The organism is Chryseobacterium sp. TQ-BC-N36 (assembly GCF_058382295.1).
Window position 1 is genome coordinate 3,307,469 of sequence record NZ_CM178175.1, and the last position, 23,264, is coordinate 3,330,732.

15 protein-coding genes are annotated in these 23,264 nt (G+C 37.2%); 4 read left to right on the top strand and 11 right to left on the bottom strand.

Features of this window, described 5'->3' with window-relative positions; genetic code table 11:
* The 8 genes from AC3FI7_RS14760 to AC3FI7_RS14795 all read right to left on the bottom strand — a co-directional run bounded on the left by AC3FI7_RS14760 (position 1) and on the right by AC3FI7_RS14795 (position 9,530).
* Entirely contained in the window at positions 1–1,806 is a 1,806-nt protein-coding gene (locus tag AC3FI7_RS14760; protein WP_491460395.1) for an Ig-like domain-containing domain, read from the bottom strand.
* A 25-nt stretch (positions 1,807–1,831) separates the two neighbouring features.
* Positions 1,832–3,094, bottom strand: coding sequence for a serine hydrolase domain-containing protein (locus tag AC3FI7_RS14765; protein ID WP_491460396.1), 1,263 nt, complete (start codon positions 3,092–3,094; stop codon positions 1,832–1,834).
* Positions 3,095–3,253: 159 nt separating this feature from the next.
* Entirely contained in the window at positions 3,254–3,610 is a 357-nt protein-coding gene (locus tag AC3FI7_RS14770) for a hypothetical protein (protein ID WP_228451279.1), read from the bottom strand.
* Positions 3,611–3,717: 107 nt separating this feature from the next.
* Positions 3,718–4,647: a 2-hydroxyacid dehydrogenase gene (locus AC3FI7_RS14775; protein ID WP_491460397.1), complete on the bottom strand. Its 930-nt coding sequence runs from the start codon at positions 4,645–4,647 to the stop codon at positions 3,718–3,720.
* A 163-nt stretch (positions 4,648–4,810) separates the two neighbouring features.
* Positions 4,811–5,353, bottom strand: coding sequence for an acyl-CoA thioesterase (locus tag AC3FI7_RS14780; RefSeq protein WP_002983813.1), 543 nt, complete (start codon positions 5,351–5,353; stop codon positions 4,811–4,813).
* Positions 5,341–6,093, bottom strand: coding sequence for a hypothetical protein (locus tag AC3FI7_RS14785; protein WP_491460398.1), 753 nt, complete (start codon positions 6,091–6,093; stop codon positions 5,341–5,343). Before AC3FI7_RS14785 ends, AC3FI7_RS14780 begins: the two co-directional genes overlap by 13 nt.
* A 224-nt stretch (positions 6,094–6,317) precedes the next feature.
* Positions 6,318–8,435, bottom strand: a complete 2,118-nt coding sequence (locus AC3FI7_RS14790) for a TonB-dependent receptor (RefSeq protein WP_142725088.1) — start codon at positions 8,433–8,435, stop codon at positions 6,318–6,320.
* A gap of 324 nt (positions 8,436–8,759) precedes the next feature.
* Positions 8,760–9,530: a WG repeat-containing protein gene (locus AC3FI7_RS14795; protein WP_228451280.1), complete on the bottom strand. Its 771-nt coding sequence runs from the start codon at positions 9,528–9,530 to the stop codon at positions 8,760–8,762.
* A gap of 288 nt (positions 9,531–9,818) precedes the next feature.
* Here AC3FI7_RS14795 and AC3FI7_RS14800 point away from each other — a divergent pair, with 288 nt between their 5' ends.
* Positions 9,819–12,602 carry a bifunctional aconitate hydratase 2/2-methylisocitrate dehydratase gene (locus tag AC3FI7_RS14800; RefSeq protein ID WP_491460399.1) on the top strand — a complete coding sequence of 928 codons (2,784 nt, stop codon included), beginning with the start codon at positions 9,819–9,821 and terminating at the stop codon, positions 12,600–12,602.
* 315 nt (positions 12,603–12,917) lie between these two features.
* A complete protein-coding gene (locus AC3FI7_RS14805) occupies positions 12,918–15,185 on the top strand; it encodes an aconitate hydratase (protein WP_142725091.1) in 2,268 nt (755 codons plus the stop codon).
* Positions 15,186–15,339: 154 nt separating this feature from the next.
* On the opposite strand, the gene AC3FI7_RS14810 is transcribed toward AC3FI7_RS14805, so the two are convergent.
* Both AC3FI7_RS14810 and AC3FI7_RS14815 read right to left on the bottom strand, forming a co-directional pair.
* Positions 15,340–16,017 carry a LytR/AlgR family response regulator transcription factor gene (locus AC3FI7_RS14810; RefSeq protein ID WP_491460400.1) on the bottom strand — a complete coding sequence of 226 codons (678 nt, stop codon included), beginning with the start codon at positions 16,015–16,017 and terminating at the stop codon, positions 15,340–15,342.
* The gene (locus AC3FI7_RS14815) at positions 16,010–17,029 is read right to left on the bottom strand and encodes a sensor histidine kinase (protein ID WP_491460401.1); all 1,020 of its coding nucleotides are present in this window, start codon (positions 17,027–17,029) and stop codon (positions 16,010–16,012) included. Before AC3FI7_RS14815 ends, AC3FI7_RS14810 begins: the two co-directional genes overlap by 8 nt.
* A 189-nt stretch (positions 17,030–17,218) precedes the next feature.
* On the opposite strand from AC3FI7_RS14815, the gene AC3FI7_RS14820 reads away from it, so the two are divergent.
* Together AC3FI7_RS14820 and AC3FI7_RS14825 are read left to right on the top strand one after the other, a co-directional pair.
* The gene (locus tag AC3FI7_RS14820) at positions 17,219–19,342 is read left to right on the top strand and encodes a TonB-dependent receptor domain-containing protein (RefSeq protein WP_491460402.1); all 2,124 of its coding nucleotides are present in this window, start codon (positions 17,219–17,221) and stop codon (positions 19,340–19,342) included.
* Between the two features lie 29 nt (positions 19,343–19,371).
* Positions 19,372–20,211, top strand: coding sequence for a DUF5694 domain-containing protein (locus tag AC3FI7_RS14825; RefSeq protein ID WP_142725095.1), 840 nt, complete (start codon positions 19,372–19,374; stop codon positions 20,209–20,211).
* A 56-nt stretch (positions 20,212–20,267) separates the two neighbouring features.
* Here the strand turns inward: AC3FI7_RS14825 and AC3FI7_RS14830 are convergent, their stop codons facing one another.
* Entirely contained in the window at positions 20,268–23,012 is a 2,745-nt protein-coding gene (locus AC3FI7_RS14830) for a TonB-dependent receptor plug domain-containing protein (RefSeq protein ID WP_491460403.1), read from the bottom strand.
* Positions 23,013–23,264: the final 252 nt, after the last annotated feature.

Genomic DNA, 23,264 nt, shown 5'->3' on the forward strand with positions numbered 1-23,264 from the left:
TTATTTTGCCGGAGTTAAAACGGCATTGCCGGATTTAAATTCTTTCTTCAATACCTGTTTTGTTGTCGCAGATTCAGCAGGCAGCTGAGTTGTTGATGTAGAAGAAGGAGCAGGCACAGAAGTTGAAGCAGGTGCTGCAGTTGGTGATTTTGGACTATCCAGCGTTCTTGTGTCCTTTAGGTCCCAATCTTCTCTCGTTTCCCATAAAGCTCTGACAATAACTTTTTTATAGAAAATATAAGCATCTTCAGCGAAAATATCATTGGCAAAATCTGCCTCATCCCAATATTTATTCCCGTTATTATCTACCAGAATTCTCACAATATATTCTCCCGGCTGCAGAATATCAAATTTCACCTTATCTCCTTTCAAATACTTTTGATAGGCTATTTTGTCTGAAGAATCAACCAACTGGATCCAATAATTTGCAGTCGGAGCATTCGAAATGGAGAATTCAACACTTCCGAACTGATCTACTTTTGCCACATCGAAATCAAAACGCTTTGATTGGGTATTTTTTGTAAAGAATGAAGACACCGTTTCTTTAGGAACAGTAAGTTCATAGCTTTTTCCAGGTATAAAATCTGACTGAATCTGTATCTGATATGGATTTGTTTCTGAGATTTTAGCATTGAATGGCAAAACGTTTAAACTGTCTCCTTTGATATTCAATGTCCATTTTGAAGGATCAATTTTATCAACAATATAATTGGATGCAATTTTTAAATCTGATTTTGGCGCCAGTGAACTTCCGCCGTTATCACTAAAAACATCCATCGCATTCTTCTTATTATATTTGTAAAATAAAGAAACACTATAGGCACTGTCTTTTTTCGGCCCTTTATTATGAGTAAAGATAAGTTTTTCATTAGCAGTCTGTCCGACATCATCTTTTACGGCATCAAACCATATTCTGACAGAATCAGATTTCGGGTTGTGCGTTATTTTAACGTCCTTCAGTTTTTCGTTCAGTGACTGTACCTTTACGTCTTCAGGGTTCCCTTCAAATGTCATCAGAACACCTCCTGCGATCTCTTTCATTTCAACATACTTCACAGGTTTTTTTGAAGGATATACTTTTAAATTTAATCCTGAAATCGATTTCTCAACATTGATCGGATCTTTCTGGAAACCTACTTTTTCTTTTCCTGGATCATACATAGAATTTCCGTTCTCATCCTCGAAAGCGATAATTTTATATTTTCCTGGGGTAAGATAGTTTAATTCATAATATCCGTCTTCATCTACCTTAGTAATATAATAAGGCTTCTTCTTATAATCCATGGTATCTTTTACCTGATACAATCCAACCACCAGTTTATTCTCAGCTGACGCAGCAGCTTTCTTTTTAGTATCTAATGCATCCTTTACCTCACCACTGATGTACAGATCATCCAGTTTATCTCCAGTAGAAAAAGCAAAATTGAAATACCTCAGCACATTCGACTCGTTATTATCAACAATGGAATTCCCGAAATTAAAATTATAGGTAGTATTAGCCTGAAGAGTATCTGTCCACTGAATCAGCACAAACCTGTTGGCAATATTAGAGGGAAGGATTCTCGTTATTCCCTTAATAGGAGGCGAGATAATCAGATTTTTATTGATATCTTTCAATGTTACATATTCATCAAAATCCAGGCGGAGTTCGCGAATATCCCTTTTAACATTAATTCTTGTTGTATCAATGTTCGAACTTAAAAATCTTGGTGCCAAAGTATCTTTAGGCCCACCAACAGGAGACCCTACTCTTGCACATGAGTGTACAAGAAAACAGATAATGAATAATAAAAGAAACCTTTTCATGAAAATGTTTAAGCAAAAGTAAACATTATTCTCCAAAAACTTCCTGTCCGGAATTCAAACTATCTTTATTGTCGTTCATCACTGTATGAAGCTTATCTTTCTGCAAAGGAAAATCCTCGAATAATCCTGATAAAGCCAAAGCCGTATACACTTTATTTGAATATTTATTTCCAATGGCTACAATGGTCACTTTAGATTTTAAAAGATGAGCAAATACAGAATTTGTACCATGCCACCATCCGTTATGATAAGTCAGCTTTTCTCCATTGTCGAATATTTTCATTCTGAAGCCTAATCCATAGTTATTCATACCTGCTTTTTCATTGCTGTAAGGAGTGAAAACCATCTGCATCAGTTCCGGCTTCAGGAAGTTTTTTGAAAACATTGCTTTTGAAAAATTGTATAAGTCTCTTGGGGTCGTATATACATTTTTATCTCCGTAGATAAGATCCAGCCTGTCCAGAGGATAAAGCTTATTTCCGCCGTAATAGAAAGACTGTGAAGCAGTAGGAATATCTTTTTCCTGGAAGATGTAAGTATTATTCATTTTCAATGGGATGAAAACCATTTCTTTCATCGCCTGAGGAAAAGGAGTTTTGGTCACTTTCTCAACCAATAAAGCCAATAAAGCAAAGTTCGTATTACAGTACATAAATCCGGTATCCGTATCCCTTGCCAGGTCCGGTTTATACTTGATAATCATATTCAATACATCCTGATTCGTAATAAACGGTTTGGAAAGCTCTGCCGGAGCCGGTTGTATCTTGGTAATAAAATATTCGTATTTTGGAAGACCGCTTCTTTGATCCAGTAAAGTCTGAACTGTAACATTGGGATAAGGAAATCCCGGAAAAAACTGAGTCAGGTGATCTGTAAGTTTTATTTTCCCGGCCTCTATCAGCTTCATCATGGCCATAGCTGTTAATGTTTTTGAAACGGAAGCTACGTGCAAAGGAGTATTCTTATCAATTGGCATCTGGTTTCCTTCTCTTCCGAAACCTCTGTAATTTTCGTATAGAATTTCATCACCTTTGGCAACAAGAATTCCTCCGCTCAGATTTCCTCCTTCCCATACTTTTTTATAATACTGGTCTATATAACTCACCGTAGTCTGTCTGTTCAGAAGCTGTCCGTCACCTTTCGTGAAAACATTTCCAAGATCTACGTTTCCATAGTTAGGAAGATTGGTGGTATTTTCTACTGAAACCTCTTTGGCTTCAGACTTTTTTTTACAAGAAAACAGGGATAAAAAAACAGTTAAGATAAGTACTAAATTACGCGTCGTCATGAGATTCAAAAATGAGCGGCAATTTAATAAAACTCAAAATAAATAATAAATATGAGTTGGATATTATGAATTATTTAACATAAATGAATGGAGAAGTAAAAATATGGCATAACTAAAATTGCAAAAGGACAAAATAGAGAAAGCAAATTTCTTTTAGAATCAAATGGGAGGACCGGCCTGCCCTATTATCCTTCCACCAAATGTGATAAGACCGTAAAGACTTAAAACAGCAACATTCAAATCATCCTGATTACAGTAATAATCATCAATTGTTCCATAGGTTGAATACTCTGAAATATTAAATCCCTCTTCAATATCATTGTAATAAATTACTCTTCTACCTATTAATCCTACCACCCAAAAACCACCTCCTTCCCGTCCGTAATCTACTTCGTCCCATTTTTCAGGATATATTTTGATTAAATCCCAGAAGTTTAAAAGATTTCCATTGAAGTCTTTTTCTGCGGAGTAAATTTTTGCAAATATTTCTTCAATGGTTATTGGTGTCCAGATCATGATATATAGTTAATTGCTTTTTCAAAATTATTATAAAGTGAAAGTTAATAAAAAAGCAGATTCACTTTTTGTAAATCCGCTTTTTTATATTTTATTTTTTAAAATAGTTAACAATGTGAAGCAACTATTTTATCTACAATGAACTGAGCCAGTTTTTCTTTGCTCTGATGGGTCCAGCCGGCAATATGCGGCGTTACAATCACTTTTTCAGATTCAAGAAGATATTTTAAATCTTCATTTTCTGCTTCAAGGTGTTCGAAAGAAGATTTTTCATATTCCAGTACATCCAGACATGCTCCTTTTACTTTTCCGGACTTCAACGCTTCTACTAAACTTTTAGTTTTCACATTTTTCCCTCTTGCTGTATTGACAAAATAAAACCCGTTTTTCATCCCATTAATGAAAGTTTCGTCAATAAGGTAATGCGTCTCAGAAGTCAAAGGAATATGTAAGCTTACAACCTCTGCAGACTGTTTCAGTTCTTCCAGGGAAACCTGAGTGGCATATTCATCTGAAAGGTCAGGAAGAATATCATGAAAAATCACTTTACAACCGAATCCGGAAAGTCTTTTGGCTGTAGCTTTACCCATATTTCCATATCCGATCAACCCGACTGTTTTTCCTAACAATTCATCCCCTCTGTTTTCTTCACGTTTCCAGATCCCGCTTTTCACTTCCTGGGAGGCAATGAAAAGCCTGTTCATGATAACCAGCAGCATTCCTACTACGTGCTCTGCCACAGAATCCCTGTTTCCTTCCGGAGAATTGATCAGTTGGATTCCCAGTTTTTCAGCCACAGGAATATCAATATTTTCCATTCCCGCTCCTACTCTGGCAATAAACTTCAGGTTCTTCCCTTTTTCCAGAAAGTTTTTGTCTAATGGAATACGGCTTCTGATGATAATTCCGTCATAATTCTCAATTTTCTTACAAACCTCATCATAGGATGACGTAAAATCCTCTTCCAGTATAAAATCCTGAGCTAAAAGCTGTTCAGTGATAAGAGGATGATTTTTATCTAAAAGAAGTATTTTCATTTTTTATTTAATGGTTTTAGAGATAGGAACATATTCCTAAGATTACTGTTTTTATTCTACCGCAAAGTTCGCAAATTTCTGAAAAAACAAATGCTTTTAAGCTCACAAAGGCGTTAGCACTCAGCAAAGTTTAAAAGCATTTTTATGGATAAAGTATATAACTCTATTTTTTGTCTTTCTTAGACTCCTGCGGCTCCTGGAATAACTTTTTAAGTTCTACAGATTCCAAAGGCTTCATTCTTCCGGAAAGGATCAGTGAAAGTTCTTTTCTACGGAATGCAGCAGCAAATCTTTCTTTTTCCTCATCTGTTTCGGGAATCATTTCAGGAATAGGAATCGGACGGTTGAATTCATCCACTGCAACGAAAGTATAAATTCCTGCATTAGTGTGGACTTTCTTCTGATTGATCGGGTCATCCAACCATACATCCACATATACTTCCATAGAAGTAGAGAATGCTCTGGAAACTTTAGATTCCAAAACCACTACTCCACCCTCCGGAATCGGATGATTAAAAGATACGTGGTTTACAGAAGCTGTAACTACTCTTCGTTCGCAATGTCTTGCAGCAGAAATAGACGCACAACGGTCCATTTTTGCCAAAAGCTCACCACCGAAAAGGTTTCTTAAAGAATTGGTTTCGTTCGGAAGAACGATATTGGTCATAATGGTCAGAGATTCTGACGCTTTTTTTATTTTTGCCATCTAGTCTTAGTGTTGTTTGGAACGGCCGGAGCGGGTTTCGCTTCTTTTCCGGCAGGTGTTACTAATGAATCTTTTTTCAAAGAATCTGAAACAGGTGTTTCTGTAGGGTGTACCATCATCTTAACCGTATCTTTTACGATTCTGTGGGTAGATGTCTGTACAGAAACCTTATTGAAAGATTTTTTCCCAAAAAGAAGCTCCTGCTGGGTCAATGCCAGATATACAATCCCCAGAACCGGAATAATCAGAAGGAAAATCCAGAGAATTGTTTTTTTGAATTTAAAATCCTTTTCACGATTCACTGTTGCATTCACTTTTTCTCCGTTATTGATATCTGAAAATCTGATTTCTTCCAATCCATAAAAGTCAGGACGCCCGGATTCTATTCTTTTCCCCTTGAAATGGGTGTGTCCTTCTTCAATGAAAACAGTTCCAAGGTTTTGAATTTCAAGAACCTGTTCGGCCTGAAGCTTTTTCTTCCAAAAATCAGTCTGGATTTTAAGATCACTTTTGGAAGCTTCCAGGGACATCTGTTTATGTTCTGCAATAAAAGCAGTAAGATCTTCAGTCTGTACTTCGTAATCTATTGTAAATTCAATCTGACTGGCCGGAGGTAAAATACTTCCGTTTTCGGAATTGATGATCGCCTTAGAATTTTTCAGTGAAAACACCCCAAAGCCTGGAACTGTGGCAGTTCCAAATTGTTTTAAGTATTCTAAAATGTATGCTGAAATATTCATTTGGCAGCAAATTTATAACTTTTTCATGACTTTTTAAGATATTTAACCTTTATAAAAAAAGACTGCCGAAACAGTCTTTTAATTATTCTTTATTAAAATAGGAATACGGCTATTTAAACTTCTTTTTTTAAGCTTAAAAAGAATAAAACCGATAAAAAGCAAAAGGCTGATTCGTAAATTAATATCGATCTAGATCCGATCTTGCAACTTTACCATTTTGCCAGCTATTGTATTTTCCAGCTCACTCCAAACATGAAATTTGTTCCTGCCTGTGAAAAATAATAAGGCTGTCCTTCATAAACAGATCCGTTATTCACATATTTCTTGTTGAACAGGTTATTTACCAACAGCTTTAAGGCAATTTCATTATTGGCTATTTTAAACTGATATTGAGCGTTGAAATCCGTCAGGAAATAATCTTTAAGCTGAAGGTTTGCATCTTGTGTATTGTCGAGATATTGCTTTCCGACATACTGATTCATTAAAGCAAACTGGAAATTTTTTGTAGGATTGAATTTCAAGCTTACATTGGCAATAACATTCGGTGAGAAAGAGATCTGGGTATTTCCAAGACTTTTAGGCACATCACCATTTTGAATATTGAAGTCCTGATTTCTGTTCTGGCTTAGTGTTACATTTCCGGAAACCTCCCATTGCCTGGATAGTTTAGCCAAAGCACCGAGCTCAACTCCTCTCCTATAACTTTTTCCTGAGTTTGTTCTGATAAATGCTCCTACATTGTTAAGCTCTCCGTTCAAAACCAACTGATTAACATAGTACATATAGTATACATTCGCGGTAAATGACAGTATTCCAAACTGTTTTTCAAAACCTGCTTCAAAGTCATGAAGCTTTTCAGCTTTCACATCATTATTGGCCATCAGGTCATCTCTGTTCGGTTCGCGGTGAGCATGAGCATAGGAAAGAAATATTTTACCTCCATCTATTTTGTAATTCACTCCGGCCTTCGGATTAAAGAAGAGCCAGTTTTTACTTAGATCGGCTCCTTCACCATCTCCTGCCATCAGGATCTTGGTATTATAGTTAATTTTTCTGAGCTGTAAATCACCAAAAAACTCAAAGTTATCTACTCTGAATAATGCTTTTGCAAAACCCGAGACTTCATTTTTCACAGAGCGGTTTCTGTAATATTCACTTTCATCAATCTGAGGAAAAAATACACCGGTAACATTTCCGTAATGTCTCCCATAGTATTGGTTGGCAACTGCTCCAATATTCACATCCAGGTTTTCGAATTTTCCGTACAACGTGGAAACTACCCCATAAAAATCATTGTTCAGCCATTTTTTTCTGATAAAATCGGAATATTTTACAGTTTCTCCATCTACAATTATATCAGGAAGGTTATACCTTGAAAAAGGGTTTCCCTGTTTATAATTTTCGTAATATCCTTTTCCTTTTGTATAATGGAATGTGGTTTCAAGATTCCAGCGGTCACTGAATTTCTGTTCCCAAAGCAACTGATAATGGTTTTGTCTGTAATTATCAGTTTCGTTGTCATAAAAACCAACAATATTTTCCCAATTGGCATCATAAATGGCTCCCGAAATATTGAATTTCGGATCGGTTTCCCAGGTTTTACGGTCAATCCCATTCCAGGCCTGATAGGTTTTTTCTTTTCCTCCGAAGGCCATTAAGCGCAGTTTTGTATTTCCTTCTTCAAATAAAGCCGTAAAGTTATAGGAATGTAAATTTGAGGAAGCCCTGTCAATATAGCCGTCAGAATGAATATGCGTATATCTTCCCATTACGGAAAGACGGTTTTTCCAGAACTTTCCAGAACCTATTTCTGCTGAATATTTGTAGGTATTGAATGACCCATAGCTGTCGTCCGTTTTAAAATAAAACTTTTCTTCCGGATCTTTAGAAAGCACATTAATACTCGCCCCAAATGCGGAAACACCATTATTGGAAGTTCCTACCCCTCTCTGAATTACAATCTGCGATGCAGAACTGGTTAAGTCCGGAACATTGACAAAAAAGGTTCCCTGGCTTTCTGAATCATTGTATGGAACACCATTCATCATTACATTGATTGCACTTCCCGAAACACCACGGATTCTGAACCCGGTATATCCGACTCCGTTTCCGGCATCTGAAGTAGAAATAATGGAAGTTTGGTTTTTCAAAAGAATAGGAAGATCCTGACCCAGGTTTTTTCCGTCTAAATCTTTCTGTACGTTGATGATCTCCTTAGCTACCGGTAACCTTTTGGTAAAGTTGACAGCCTCTATTTCCCTTACTTTCAGGGAATCTTTATTCTGAGCCTGGATAAAGGCTACAGAGCCTATACTAAGCCCTAAAAAAAATAATCCTTTCATTCTATAAATTTTTAACATTTAATGAATAAAAGGGGTCGAGCAATAATGTAACAATTTTATTAATTTAACAGTCTAGCAATGAGAATTGGTATATTGTTATACTGTTTCATTGGTACATTTTCAATTCCCTAAACAGCATTACCTGTTCCAGGTTCATTGGGTATAATCTCAGCCTGTTAAAGCACCCCTTTATTTCAGCGGCAAAATTACAAAAAATAATATGAATGTAAATTCGGACTGCGGGATCCGGGATCTGGGATAAAAAATTTCACGGGAAACAGGAGTTATCAGATGAATCAATCATCAATCATCATTTATAATTTTCTAGTACGTTTTATTGTTTGCATCTATATAATAGTAATGCTGGCCATCTTTTGTTACTTCAAACATTTTACCCAGTTTCCAGCTGAAATTCCTTTTTATATTAGCATATTCAAATGGTATGATAATCTTATTGTTAACATCAATAACACCGAATTTATCATTATTGGAAGCAATAATCATGGGGTTGGCCACATCATCTCCTTCCAGAATAAACAGATACTGATATTGGGGATAGATCTGATACTGTCTGTAATCAGCAGCATTTACAAATTTTGATTTTTCAATGATTCCGTAAAAGCCGTTCAGAATATACGCTTGAAACAACTGCTGTTTATATTCTTCGAATTTACATTTTCCGAAATCTGCTTCCTTGAACTGATATACCCTTTTCCCGGACTGGTCTATCCGGTAAGAAATCATATCTTTTTCTACTGTAGCATACTCTTTTGTTCCGAATTTTCTTACTTTCTCATTAGGTGAATTCAAAAGATTACAGTCTTCATAAAAAAATACAGCAATATGATATTCGGGCTGAATAATAAATTTCCCGTTTTGGTTGACATATCCGAAATGATCGCCTTTCTTTTTAGGAATCAAAACCGGGATATCTTTATTGATCACTACTAGATCAGGATTGGGCTTATTGGTTTCTGTAATTTTTTTTACGGTATTTTTTGTTCCTTTCTTCGCACTACCTTTCTTCACAGATTTAGCCTGCGAGAAAACGAAAATCGAAATAAAAACACATAAAATATTCAGTATATTTTTCATATCCGGCATTTGTTTACAAAACTTCTGCCAAAAATAGATATTATAAAATTCATATTTATAAAGAATCTAAATAATTTCATCCTTATAAAATTCTAAAATTTCGTAATTTTGGGAACATTTTGAAATGTTTGATAATTTTAAAAAACTTTTAAAAAAAGTGTAGATTATGCTGACTTTATTCGGTTAATGTTGCGTCAAAATGCGAGAACTCAAAATGTCATTAACTGTATTTATACAGACCGGTAAAGAAAAAGCAGGGCTACCTTTAATTTTGAAAGACCTTCTATTATGAGTATTTATAAGGATTACATCAAAGAAATTGAAGAAAGAAAAACCCAGGGGCTTCATCCAAAGCCGATTGATGGTGCTGAATTACTAAGCGAAATCATTACACAAATTAAAGACTCAGGTAATCCTGACCGAGCGGATTCTCTTAAATTTTTCATTTATAACACATTACCCGGAACAACAAGTGCAGCGGGAGTGAAAGCTAAATTTTTAAAAGAAATTATTCTAGGTGAATCCGTAGTAGAAGAAATTTCCCCGGCATTTGCCTTTGAACTATTATCTCATATGAAAGGCGGACCTTCTATTGAAGTGCTGCTGGACCTTGCTTTAGGGAGTGATGCAGCTATTGCTAAAGAAGCGGCCAATGTTCTTAAAACACAGGTTTTCCTTTATGAAGCAGATACTACCCGTCTGAAAAATGCGTATGAAAGCGGTAATGAAATTGCCAAAGAAATCCTTGAAAGCTATGCAAAAGCGGAATTCTTCACCCAGCTTCCTGAAGTTGCTGAAGAAATCAAAGTGGTAACATACATCGCCGGTGAGGGAGACATCTCTACAGATTTACTTTCTCCAGGTAATCAGGCCCACTCGAGATCAGACCGTGAACTTCACGGTAAATGCATGATCACTCCACAGGCCCAGGAAGAGATTAAAGCTTTACAGGCACAACATCCTGATGCAAGCGTTATGCTTATTGCTGAAAAAGGAACCATGGGCGTAGGATCGTCAAGGATGTCAGGAGTAAACAACGTTGCTCTTTGGACAGGAAAACAAGCCAGCCCATATGTACCATTTGTAAACATTGCTCCTATTGTAGGAGGAACAAACGGTATTTCTCCGATCTTCCTTACGACAGTAGACGTTACCGGAGGTATTGGGATTGACCTTAAAAACTGGGTAAAGAAAGTAGATGAGAACGGAAACCCTGTTCTTAACGAAAACGGTGAACCCGTTCTTGAAGAAGCTTATTCTGTAGCAACAGGAACTGTTTTAACAATCAATACAAAAGAAAAAAAATTATACAACGGAGATAAAGAACTTATCGACCTTACCAAATCTTTCACTCCGCAGAAGATGGAATTCATCAGAGCGGGTGGTTCTTATGCCATTGTATTTGGTAAGAAGCTACAGACATTTGCCGCTCAGCTTTTAGGAATTGAAGCACCTTCTGTTTTTGCTCCATCAAAAGAAATTTCTCACGAAGGACAGGGGCTTACCGCTGTAGAAAAGATCTTCAACAGAAATGCTGTTGGAGTCACTCCAGGAAAAGTATTACACGCAGGTTCAGATGTTCGTGTAAAAGTAAATATTGTAGGTTCACAGGATACCACAGGTTTGATGACTGCTCAGGAATTGGAATCTATGGCTGCAACCGTAATCTCCCCTACTGTAGATGGAGCTTACCAGTCCGGATGCCACACCGCTTCTGTTTGGGACAAAAAAGCTCAGGCTAATATTCCGAAGCTGATGAAATTCATGAATGAGTTCGGTCTGATTACAGCCCGTGACCCGAAAGGTGAATACCATGCCATGACTGATGTTATCCACAAAGTTCTTAACGATATCACTGTAGACGAGTGGGCTATCATTATTGGTGGTGACTCTCACACAAGAATGTCAAAAGGTGTCGCTTTCGGAGCTGACTCAGGAACTGTTGCGCTTGCATTGGCTACCGGTGAAGCATCTATGCCAATCCCTGAATCTGTAAAAGTAACCTTCAAAGGAAACATGAAAGAACACATGGATTTCCGTGATGTGGTACACGCAACGCAGGCTCAGATGCTGAAGCAGTTTGGAGGAGAAAATGTATTCCAGGGAAGAATCATTGAGGTTCACATCGGAACACTTCCTGCTGACCAGGCATTCACCTTTACAGACTGGACGGCTGAGATGAAGGCAAAAGCTTCGATCAACATTTCTGAAGATAATACATTAATCGAATCACTGGAAATCGCAAAAAACAGAATCCAGATCATGATCGACAAGGGTATGGATAACCACAATAAAGTTCTTCAGGGATTAATTGATAAAGCCAACAAGAGAATTGAAGAGATCAGATCAGGAGAAAAACCAGCCCTGACTCCGGATTCAAACGCTAAATATTATGCTGAAGTAGTTGTAGATCTTGACGCTATCGTTGAACCCATGATTGCTGACCCGGATGTAAACAATGAAGATGTTTCCAAAAGATATACACACGATACCATCAGAGATCTTTCTTACTATGGAGGTGAGAAAAAAGTAGACCTTGGTTTCGTTGGATCTTGTATGGTTCACAAAGGGGATCTTAAGATTGTTTCTCAAATGCTTAGAAACCTTGAAAAACAACAAGGAAAAGTAGAATTTAATGCACCACTTGTAGTGGCGGCTCCTACATATAATATCATTGATGAATTAAAAGCAGAAGGAGACTGGGAATTATTAGAGAAATATTCCGCATTTGAATTCGACGACAATGCTCCAAAAGGAGAAGCGCGTACAGAGTACAAAAACGTCATGTACCTTGAGCGTCCGGGATGTAACCTTTGTATGGGTAACCAGGAAAAAGCTGCTAAAGGAGATACTGTTTTAGCAACTTCTACCCGTCTTTTCCAGGGAAGAGTTGTTGAAGATTCTGAACGTAAGAAAGGAGAATCCCTGCTTGCTTCTACTCCGGTTGTGGTATTATCTGCAATTATCGGTAGAATTCCTAGCATCGATGAGTATAAAGCAGCCGTTGAAGGCATTGATCTTACAACGTTTGTACCGTCTATTAAAGAACTGACCAGTACAAGCGCTCACTAAGAGAATTAACAAATAAGTCGCAAGACTTTTGAAAACTATATAATTGAAAGATTTTAGTCCTTTAGGATTTAAGATCTTTCAATTTTTTGTTTAGAATGTTTCTATTTTAAGTTAAATACGATTTTTTTTCAATATAACCTGAAAAACGAAATCTATTTTTTCTTAAATTGAAAGTTATAAAATCTCTTGATTTTATAGTCAAAATCATTCCTATTAATGGACAATAGGAACGTTTTTTGATATGTAAAGAAATAGTTTTTCTTTTTTATCATCAAAGAATGAGACTTTACAGACAAGAACAAAATTAAATACGATATGACTTTTGATATTGATATGATCAAAAAGGTATACGAGCGTTATCCTGAAAGAATTGCAGCAGCAAGACAAATCGTTGGAAAACCTCTTACCCTTTCAGAAAAAATCCTTTACACCCACCTTTGGGAAGGAAATGCTACACAAGCACATGAAAGAGGGAACTCTTATGTAGACTTCGCACCAGACAGAGTAGCGATGCAGGACGCCACAGCACAGATGGCACTTTTACAATTCATGCAGGCAGGAAAGGCTAAAGTAGCTGTTCCTTCTACTGCGCACGCAGATCACCTTATCCAGGCAAAAGTAGGTGCTGATAAAGACTTACAGGAGGGGATCAACAAAAACTCCGAAGTATTCAATTTCTTAAGTTCTGTATGTGATAAATACGGAATCGGGTTCTGGAAACCGGGAGCAGGGATCATTCACCAGGTAGTATTGGAGAACTATGCTTTCCCGGGAGGTATGATGATCGGTACTGACTCTCACACAGTAAATGCCGGAGGGCTTGGAATGGTCGCCATTGGTGTAGGAGGTGCAGATGCAGTAGATGTAATGGCCGGAATGGCCTGGGAGCTTAAAATGCCTAAACTTATCGGAGTAAAATTAACCGGTAAAATGAACGGATGGACTTCTGCAAAAGACGTCATCTTAAAAGTAGCAGGGATCCTAACGGTAAAAGGAGGTACAGGATGTATCGTAGAATATTTCGGGGAAGGAGCAGAATCTCTTTCAGCAACCGGTAAAGGAACTATCTGTAACATGGGTGCTGAAATCGGGGCTACAACTTCTACTTTCGGATACGATGATTCTATGAGAAGGTATCTTGCTGCTACCGGAAGACAGGACGTAGTAGATGCCGCTGATAAAATTGCCGAACATCTAACAGGTGATGCTGAAGTATATGCCAATCCTGAACAATATTTTGACCAATTAATAGAAATCAACCTATCTGAGCTGACTCCACATTTAAACGGACCTTTCACTCCGGACTTGGCAACTCCGGTTGCTGAATTCAGAGCTAAAGCTGAAGCTAACGGATGGCCGCTGGAAGTTGAATGGGCTCTTATCGGTTCCTGTACCAACTCTTCTTATGAAGATTTATCAAGAGCAGCTTCAATTGTTGAAGATGCTGTATCAAAAGGAGTAAAACCTAAAGCAATCTTAGGGATCAACCCAGGCTCCGAACAGGTAAAATTCACAGCAGAAAGAGACGGATTCCTGGATTCTTTCAGAAAATTTGAAAACGCAAGAATCTTTACCAATGCCTGTGGACCATGTATCGGACAATGGGACAGAGAAGGTGCTGAAAAAGGAGAGAAAAACTCTATTATCCACTCTTTCAACAGAAACTTTGCTAAAAGAGCTGACGGTAACCCGAATACCCATGCTTTTGTAGCTTCTCCGGAAATGGTTGCTGCGGTTGCGATATCAGGCAGACTTGACTTCAATCCAATTACAGATACATTAACTAACGAAGCCGGTGAACAGGTAAAACTTAATGAACCTAAAGGGTATGAACTGCCTTCAAAAGGTTTTGCAGTAGACGACAACGGATATCAGGCTCCATCAGAAGACGGCTCTAAAGTTGTTGTGAATGTAAGCCCAACTTCAGACAGACTTCAGTTATTGGAAGAATTCCCTGCCTGGGATGGTAAAAACATTACAGGAGCCAGAGTACTGATCAAAGCTTTCGGAAAATGTACTACCGACCACATTTCTATGGCGGGGCCATGGCTGAAATACAGAGGTCACCTGGACAATATTTCAAACAACATGTTGATCGGAGCGGTAAATGCTTACAACATGGAAACCAATAAAGTTAAAAACGAATTAACCGGTGAATACGGTGAAGTTCCGGCAGTACAAAGAGCTTACAAAGCGGCGGGTATCCCAACCATCGTTGTAGGAGACCAAAACTATGGTGAAGGTTCTTCAAGAGAACATGCTGCGATGGAACCGAGACACCTTGGCGTGAAAGCTGTACTGGTAAAATCATTTGCGAGAATCCACGAAACCAACCTTAAGAAACAAGGAATGCTGGGAATCACTTTCGCAAACGAAGCAGATTATGACAAAATCCAGGAAGACGACATCGTTAATTTCTTAGATCTTGATCAGTTCGCTCCGGGAAAACAGCTGACTCTAGAGTTCATCCATACAGACGGAACTAAAGATATCATCATGGCAAACCACACTTACAACGATCAGCAAATTGATTGGTTTAAGGCGGGTTCTGCTCTGAACCTGATCAAACAACAGGAAAAATAAGGTTAATTGTTAGATTAATTAATATAAGGCGGCTTCAGTTGAAGCCGTCTTTTATTTTAAATGTCTTTAAATTTTCCTTTGCTGAACTTTGTGGGTACATACTCCAAACCTTACAGGTTTTAGAAACCTGTAAGGTTTAGCTCTCATATGTATATTATGATATTCTATCAAGAAGACCTGCTCTATAGCTTTCTCCAATAGGAATCTCATAATCAGGAAGAATCACTTTTTTAGCCCCGATACTTTTCACTTTATCCAGATTGACAATAAAAGATTTATGAATCCGCACAAATCTTTCAGGAAGCTGGTTTTCCATTGATTTAAGGGTATCAAGAACAATAAATTCATTATTTTCCGTCCGGATATTGACATAGTCCTTGATACTTTCAACGTAAAGAATCTCGTGAAAGCCTATGCGATGCTTTTGTCCCGAAGACTTTACAAAGAAATGAGTATTTTCTTCCTGTGGAAAAGAAAAACGCTCCTGAGCCTTTAAAACACTTTTTTGAAATCTTTCAAAAGAAACAGGTTTCATAAGGTAATCCACCACATTATGCTCATACCCTTCCAGTGCATATTCCGAATAGGCTGTTGTTAAAATATATTTTTGATTGGTTCCTACAATTTTCATAAAGTTGATCCCTGTAAGTTCCGGCATCTGGATATCCAGAAAGATAAGGTCAGAATCATTTTTCTGCAGATATTCCAAAGCCTGAATAGGATTTTCTGTAGAAAAAACCAGTTCAAGAAAAGGTATTTTTTCTACATAATGCTCGAGAAGAGAAATTGCCAATGGCTCGTCATCAACGATAATGCATTTTATCTTATTCATCCTTTAAATCAATTTTCAAATCTACAATAAATTCTGTTTCCGAATCCCGGATTTCAAGCTGATGCTTAGGATATAATATTTCCAGCCTTTTTTTCACATTCTGAATTCCAATTCCTGAAACAACATCTTTCATTTTCTGTGTTTTATAATTAAAAAGATAAAAATACAGTATCTTGTCATTATCTGATATTTTCATTTCAAAACCCTTATCACGGAAATCTCCATGTTTAAAGGCGTTCTCTACAAAAGGGACCAGCAGCATGGGTGAAATCTTCAGATGAGGATGCTGAATATTTTTCTCTATGATTAACAGTTCAGGGTTTCTGATCCTGAGTTTCTCCAGTGCAATCAGACTTTCAATATATCCAATTTCCTTATCCAGAGAAATCGAGTCTTTTTCAAGGTCTTTCGTGCTGTATCTCAACAACTGTCCAAGCTCTTCTATAGCGGGAAGCGCTTTATCTGACTTCTGATAGACAAGTGAATAAATATTATTTAATGAATTAAAAATAAAATGAGGATTGATCTGGGTCTTAAGGGCCTGAAGCTCTGCCTGTTTCTTTTCGATCATAAGCTGCTTTTTATCATTTTCAGCCACTCCATATTTCTCCAGTATCCATAGAATCCCGGCAATGAAAGTAGTGAGAGAGCTATTGTATATATTATCAAAAAGATAGTAAAGAAGTCCTGTATTTTCATCATAATTGCGAAAACCAAGAGTAGAAGGCAGAATAATTTCTTCTAAAGCATATCTCATCCCGGCAAAACATAGCAGAGTCAGTATAAAAACGAAAACTGCCGAATACAGTTTTTCAAGTTTAAAAACTTTTGGGAAAATAAAGAAATACGATATATAAAATGTGACAATTTTCACAATAAAAAAAGTGACCCTCAGAATGTGTACTTCCCGACGGTTAGTTTCCGGAACAAAAAAATTAGGCGTAATGACAGTTCCTATGAAATTGAAGCCCCAGTAAATAATTTGAAGCCAGATAATTTGCTTTTTATTCATATTCAAATATAAATCTCTAAAGGCATAATTCAACAATTGTTTTCGACAAAAACCTGTTTTTTTCCGACGAAATTTATTTGATACACAGAATTCTGCACTTCATCTAAAAACAGTTTTACTGATTGATTACAGCCTGTATTTTTGCAGAAGAAATGTAATATAAATATCATTCAATCTGTCATTTATAATATGGAAAAACACATTTTATTTATCGCTACCCTGATTTGTTCTTTTTCAGCAGCACAAACCAAAGACACCGCCAATGTCAACAAAATAGAAGCGGTTACAGTGAATGGTAAAAAGGTACTGATAGAGCGTAAAGTAGATCGTCTTGTCTACAATGTTCAGAACTCTATGCTTTCACAGGGAAGTTCAGGAACTGAGGTTCTAGCCGGCACACCTCTACTGCAGGTAGATGAAAACAAAGGACTGCTTTCCATAGCAGGGAAAAATGGAGTCTCTGTAATGGTCAATGACCGAATGCTGAATCTTTCCGGGACTGAACTGATCAATTATCTGAGAAACCTGCGTTCCGAAAACATATTGAAAGTTGAAGTGATTACCACACCACCTGCTAAATATGAAGCTCAGGGAAACAGCGGAATTATCAATATTGTTCTTAAAAAAAATCAGAATCTTGGATGGAATGGTTACCTGAACACGAATTATACGCAAAAAACTTATGCTGCATTCAGTAGTGTGGCAGGCGTAAACTATCAGAATGAAAAAGTGAAAGCCTCAATAAAACTTCAGGGATATGACGGAGACAAAAGATCGGTAGAAAATTATAAGATAATCGGCCAAAGTTCTTCCGTCAGCAGGGATGAAAGACGGGATATGAATGACGGATTAGGACTGAATGTTAATGTTGATTATTCTCTTTCCAAAAATTCCAATATCGGATTGGTTTATGATATTTCGAAGGGACATTCCAATATGGATATCAACTCTAAACAAAACTATTTTACCGACAATACTCCTACTTTACAAACAGATACGGATTCCAGGCATCGTTCTTCTTTTACTTCACAGATGCTGAATTTATATTTTGATCAGAAATTCGGAGAACATAAGCTAAGCCTGGGAGCCAATTATTATGGAAATCTTCCGGATACAGAGGTAAATTTTACGACGAGAAATGTTGCCAACAATTCAGCACAGGTGGTAAGAAATCTTTCGTCAGTGGATTATAAAATATATTCAGGGCAGGCAGATTTAACTTTAAACTTCAAAAAAATACAGCTGGAAACCGGAGCAAAATACAGCCAGTTTTCTAATAATTCAGACATCGGATATTTTAATTTTATCAATGGTGATTACCTTATAGATCCTTCGAGAAGCAATCTTTTTGATTATAATGAAAAGAATTATGCTGCCTATCTGGGTGCCAGTAAAGATCTTGGCGAAAAATGGTCTGTGAAAGCAGGACTCCGCTACGAATATACACAAACCAACGGATTTTCCCCTACTACACAATCGCAGTCCGAAAATAATTATGGTAAGTTCTTCCCAACAGCTTATTTGTCTTATAAAGCCAATCAGGATAATCAGTTCAGCGTTAATTATTCCCGGAGAATTAACCGTCCTTATTTCCGGGCTTTGGATCCTTTCCGATGGTATTCCAATCCAAACACCTACTATTCCGGAAATCCGAGTCTCCAGCCCTCTTTTAATCATAATATAGAACTTAACTATATGTTTAAAAGTAAATTTTCTGCCAATCTTTACTACCAGAGAACGACGAATAATTTTGATCAGATTACATTTCTGACCGGGATTAACCTCATCAGCACGTTTGAGAATTACTATAATCAGGATAATTATGGAATTAATTTGAACTATACAGATACTTTCTTCAAAATATGGGAAAGCAATATTTCAACTTCGTTCAGTTATAATGAAACTCAGATTACAAGATTCAATCTGGTTCCTAAAAACGGACAGTCGTTCTATTATTCACTCAATAATACATTTCAATTAAATAAAGCTAAAACGTTCATGTTATTTGTTAACTACTGGCATAATCTTCCTTCCCGTGACGGATACACCGCTGTAAGGAACAGAGCGAGCCTTGATGCTGGAATAAAGATGAGCTTTGTGGAAAAAGCACTTCAGGTTAACCTTTCGGTGAGTGATATTTTTAAACAGTCCGGATATAAGGGAGATATGTATTTTACAGATAATACACAGTCATTCAACAACTACTGGGATGCCAGAAGAATGACACTCAGCATCACTTATAATTTTGGAAACCAGAAAATTAAATCCAATAACAGAGCGGTGAATTTCGAAGAAAAAAACCGCGCACAATAATAATTAACAGTAATTTAAAAAATAAACTTATGAAAACTTTTATTTATATCCTTCTTGTATGTCTTTCTACATCAGTAGTTGCTCAAAAAAAACCTTCAGATTATTTTAAAAATCCAAAGACAAAAGTCCTGGTGGTAGGCACCTTTCATTTTGATTATCCTAATCTGGATGCTCATAAAACCAATAAGGAAGATCAGGTAGATGTACTCTCTCCTAAAACAGCAAAAGAAGTCACAGAACTTGTAGAATATATTAAAAAATTTAAGCCGACAAAGATTGCGATAGAAGCCTGGCCAGGCTGGAACGCCAATCAAAAGCTAAAGGAATACAACGAAGGCAAACACCGTGACAAAAGAGATGAACGTTACCAACTTGCCATGAGACTAGCCAGTGAACTTACAATAAACGAACTATTCAGCATTGACGCAGAATCTGTTCTGGATGATCTTGAAAAACATTTTGGGAAAACTGATTCTGCATTTTTTAAAAGTCTTAGTAAAGATTATGATTTCAGAAGTGATGACCCTATCTCCCAACAGTTTATTGCTTTCTACAAGAGTTCCGAGCCTAAAAATTTTAAATCTCTTTTGGACACTTTTACTTATATGAATTCCAAAGAAAGCCATCAATATGGATACGGAGCCTATTTGAGCGGCGATTTTAAACTGAGAGAACATGACGGTGCAGATATGCTTGCGCTTTACTGGTACAGCAGAAACCTGAGAATGTTCCGTAATATTCAAAACATTCCTCACAACACTGAAGACAGAATTCTTGTGATTGCCGGAAATGGACATGCCGCAGTATTAAGACAGCTTTTTACCTCTTCCGCAGAATATGATTTCACTGAGTTTTCTTCACTGAAATAAATAAAAAGACAGAGATTGAACCTCTGTCTTTTTTAATCAAAACGTCAGTCTTTATATTAGAAACTGAATTCAATTCTTGCAAACAAGAACCTTCCGCCTATACCATATTGGGAAACCTGTCTGGAATAGACAAACTGGTTATCAGCTGTTAATGAACTTATAGCAGGGCTTTTAGAAGGCAAAATATTAAAGATATTATTGCTTCCTACTGTTGCTGAAATATTTTTATTAAAATTATAACCTACTGACAGATCTGTTATCACGCGGCTGTTAAGGATGAAGTGCTCTGTACTTCCTGTTACCCCATCAAAGTTAGCATCCACAACATCTGCATCGGTCACTTTACCAAAGAAAGAATTACGCAGTACGAAAGTAAAACCGGAAACTCTTATAGTATTGCCCAATGTAGCTTTTACACGGGGTACAGCTTCTTCAAAATATATTCTGTTGGGCTCTGAAAAATAATTATTGATCTGACTTACCAGTTTAGGAGATGCATGAATATCCCCTATTCTTTTGGTCTGATTAAAGTTGATTCCCAGGTTATTCTCCAAAGAAACCCCTGATGAGATTTTTGAGTTCTGGGAAATGGTAATATCCAACCCTTTTGTCTGAGAATCTACGGCATTGGCAAAGAAATTGGCTGCGCTGGCTCTTGCGAGATCAAAAGCATCCTGTAGAACGGCCTGATCTGAGCCAGGAGTAAAACTACCATCAGGACGGTAGAAAAGATCAGTCAGTACGACTCTGTCTTTAATCTTTATTAAGTAAGCATCTGCTGTAAAGGTCAGGCTTAATGCCGGGATCTTCCATGTAATTCCTGTGCTGTAGGATTGTGAGGTCTCCTGTTTTAATTTTGGAATACCCAATGCCTGTGCAGCCTCAGAATTATTTCTGAAAGTACCTACCTGTGTTGTCTTTCCCTGCTGAATCAGCGTAGAGGTAGAACTGTAATAGATTTGAGCCAATGAAGGTGCTCTGAACCCTGTAGAAACAGCACCTCTCCAGTTGAGATTGGAAGCCAGTTTTACATTGGTTGCCACCTTATAATTGAACGTAGACCCGAAGTCTGAATAATTCTCATATCGTACAGCCCCTTCCAACAGCCATCTGTCCGTAATTTCCAGTTCTGCATCGGCATAAGCTGCAATACTGTTTCTGTTACCGGAGACTGCATTTTCAGGGCTGAATCCCGGAAAAACCTGAGCTCCTGCGGGTCTTACACTTCCAAAAAAATCGGTTACCTTTTGATTTTCAGGAGTTTTAGATGTCACTACACGGCCATAGATATCATAAGAAGCATAAGAATTTTCTTTTCCAGCATTTACTTTATAATTTTCGTGTCGGTATTCACCACCAAATGCAATGTTCAACCCTTTCAGGACATCATATTTTTTGGAGAAATCCAGGTTGACGGTATTTTGTGAAAACTCAGATCCTCCGGCATCAAAAGTTCTTGGAGAACCATCTGTAAGGGATGCATTAAAAGTATTGACAACACCAAAACCGAAAACATTTTTCCCGAATGTATTACTGAAATCCACATTCCATCCATTCCATTTTCCTTTAATTCCGGCAGCAAGGGAATAATCATTTACGGTGGCTTCTATCTGGGGCAGATATCCATTGGGGGTAATTCCATTGATATTTCTTTCATTATTCGGAAGCCTGTAAAATCCTCCCGCATTTCCAAGACGGTAACTGTAGCCTCCAAATGAATAAACTTTCCATTCATCATTAACAGGAATTTCAGAGTTGAAAAAGAGCTGTCCGGACTGTAGTTTTGACTGCCCGGCTCTCAGACTGAAATCTTTTCTCTCCAATCCCCTGTAATTAAGCTCCTGGGAGGTAAAATCTTTACCCAATATTTTTTGAAGCTCAGAAATGCTGTTTGCTCCCGATATTTGAGTTTGAAAATCATTCCCGAAATAATCTACTTTGGTGGCATACTGTTTAATGGTGTTGATAATTTGCTGAGTGTTGGGAGTATTGGTAATATTTTTATAGAGTCCATCAATATTCACTCCATCCTGTAATGCTCTGTAATTAATAGCATTATAAGCATTGAAGATATCACCTTCTCTCACTCCGGCTCTGGAATAAGGATCACGGTATTGAGCAGAACCGGTAACATTAAAAAATCCGGTTTTTCCTATTTTAGCTCCGTAATTGAGATCTACAGAAATCGTCTGCCCGTCTACTCCTCCGGAGAAATTATTGGTAACAGGAGAAGCATATCCTCCTAAAAATACCTGTCCGGAAAGCCCCAATCTTTTTTTCAGCCCAAGGTTTATCACTCCCGCAATAGCATCAGATCCATACTGCGCAGAAGCCCCATCCCTTAAAACCTCTATTTTTTCTAATGCAAAAGCAGGAATAGCATTAAGATCTGTTCCCACAGAACCTCTTCCGGGAGTAAGGGTAACATTAATAAGCGAAGACTGATATCTTCTTTTTCCATTGAGTAAAACTAAAACCTGATCCGGTCCTAATCCCCGCAGGAGAGCTGGGTCTACAAAATCAGTCCCGTCATTCACTGTGTGAGAGGTGGATGAAAATGAGGGTACGATATAATTTAAAGCCTGACTGATATTGTTAGACGGACTTTGTTTTAAAATTTTTGATATATTAATGATATCTACCGGCACAGGAGTATCTGTAAGCGATCTCCCCGAACCTCTTGATCCAAGGATGACCACATCATCTATTTTTTTAGATTGTAAGGTATCTGTCTGCGCATAATAAAATGTAGAAATAAGCGCAATAGAAGGGATAAAAATTCTTTTTTTAAAATTTTGCATAGCGTATGTTGTGTTTTTTGTTGTTAAAAATTGTTTTTTGAGCAATACACATCCTGTAACCCTATATACTAAGGTTACCATAAATTCCGGAATGTTGTATTATTTTTTAGAAATAGAAAAGGCTAGAAACAACAACACATGCGCATGTAGAAATGGCATGAGAACATATCAGAATAATGAAGATTTACTTCATGATCTGAAGAATAAAAAAATACTGATGTTGGGGGATTTCCCTTGTCTTTAAACATTTGA

What these genes read in the sequence shown, in the direction of transcription:
- AC3FI7_RS14800 (WP_491460399.1), top strand. Translation starts at nt 9,819, where the DNA reads ATGAGTATTTATAAGGATTACATCAAAGAAATTGAAGAAAGAAAAACC.
- AC3FI7_RS14805 (WP_142725091.1), top strand. Translation starts at nt 12,918, where the DNA reads ATGACTTTTGATATTGATATGATCAAAAAGGTATACGAGCGTTATCCT.
- AC3FI7_RS14775 (WP_491460397.1), bottom strand. Translation starts at nt 4,647, where the DNA reads ATGAAAATACTTCTTTTAGATAAAAATCATCCTCTTATCACTGAACAG.
- AC3FI7_RS14815 (WP_491460401.1), bottom strand. Translation starts at nt 17,029, where the DNA reads ATGAATAAAAAGCAAATTATCTGGCTTCAAATTATTTACTGGGGCTTC.
- AC3FI7_RS14810 (WP_491460400.1), bottom strand. Translation starts at nt 16,017, where the DNA reads ATGAATAAGATAAAATGCATTATCGTTGATGACGAGCCATTGGCAATT.
- AC3FI7_RS14825 (WP_142725095.1), top strand. Translation starts at nt 19,372, where the DNA reads ATGAAAACTTTTATTTATATCCTTCTTGTATGTCTTTCTACATCAGTA.
- AC3FI7_RS14770 (WP_228451279.1), bottom strand. Translation starts at nt 3,610, where the DNA reads ATGATCTGGACACCAATAACCATTGAAGAAATATTTGCAAAAATTTAC.
- AC3FI7_RS14780 (WP_002983813.1), bottom strand. Translation starts at nt 5,353, where the DNA reads ATGGCAAAAATAAAAAAAGCGTCAGAATCTCTGACCATTATGACCAAT.
- AC3FI7_RS14795 (WP_228451280.1), bottom strand. Translation starts at nt 9,530, where the DNA reads ATGAAAAATATACTGAATATTTTATGTGTTTTTATTTCGATTTTCGTT.
- AC3FI7_RS14830 (WP_491460403.1), bottom strand. Translation starts at nt 23,012, where the DNA reads ATGCAAAATTTTAAAAAAAGAATTTTTATCCCTTCTATTGCGCTTATT.
- AC3FI7_RS14790 (WP_142725088.1), bottom strand. Translation starts at nt 8,435, where the DNA reads ATGAAAGGATTATTTTTTTTAGGGCTTAGTATAGGCTCTGTAGCCTTT.
- AC3FI7_RS14765 (WP_491460396.1), bottom strand. Translation starts at nt 3,094, where the DNA reads ATGACGACGCGTAATTTAGTACTTATCTTAACTGTTTTTTTATCCCTG.
- AC3FI7_RS14785 (WP_491460398.1), bottom strand. Translation starts at nt 6,093, where the DNA reads ATGAATATTTCAGCATACATTTTAGAATACTTAAAACAATTTGGAACT.
- AC3FI7_RS14760 (WP_491460395.1), bottom strand. Translation starts at nt 1,806, where the DNA reads ATGAAAAGGTTTCTTTTATTATTCATTATCTGTTTTCTTGTACACTCA.
- AC3FI7_RS14820 (WP_491460402.1), top strand. Translation starts at nt 17,219, where the DNA reads ATGGAAAAACACATTTTATTTATCGCTACCCTGATTTGTTCTTTTTCA.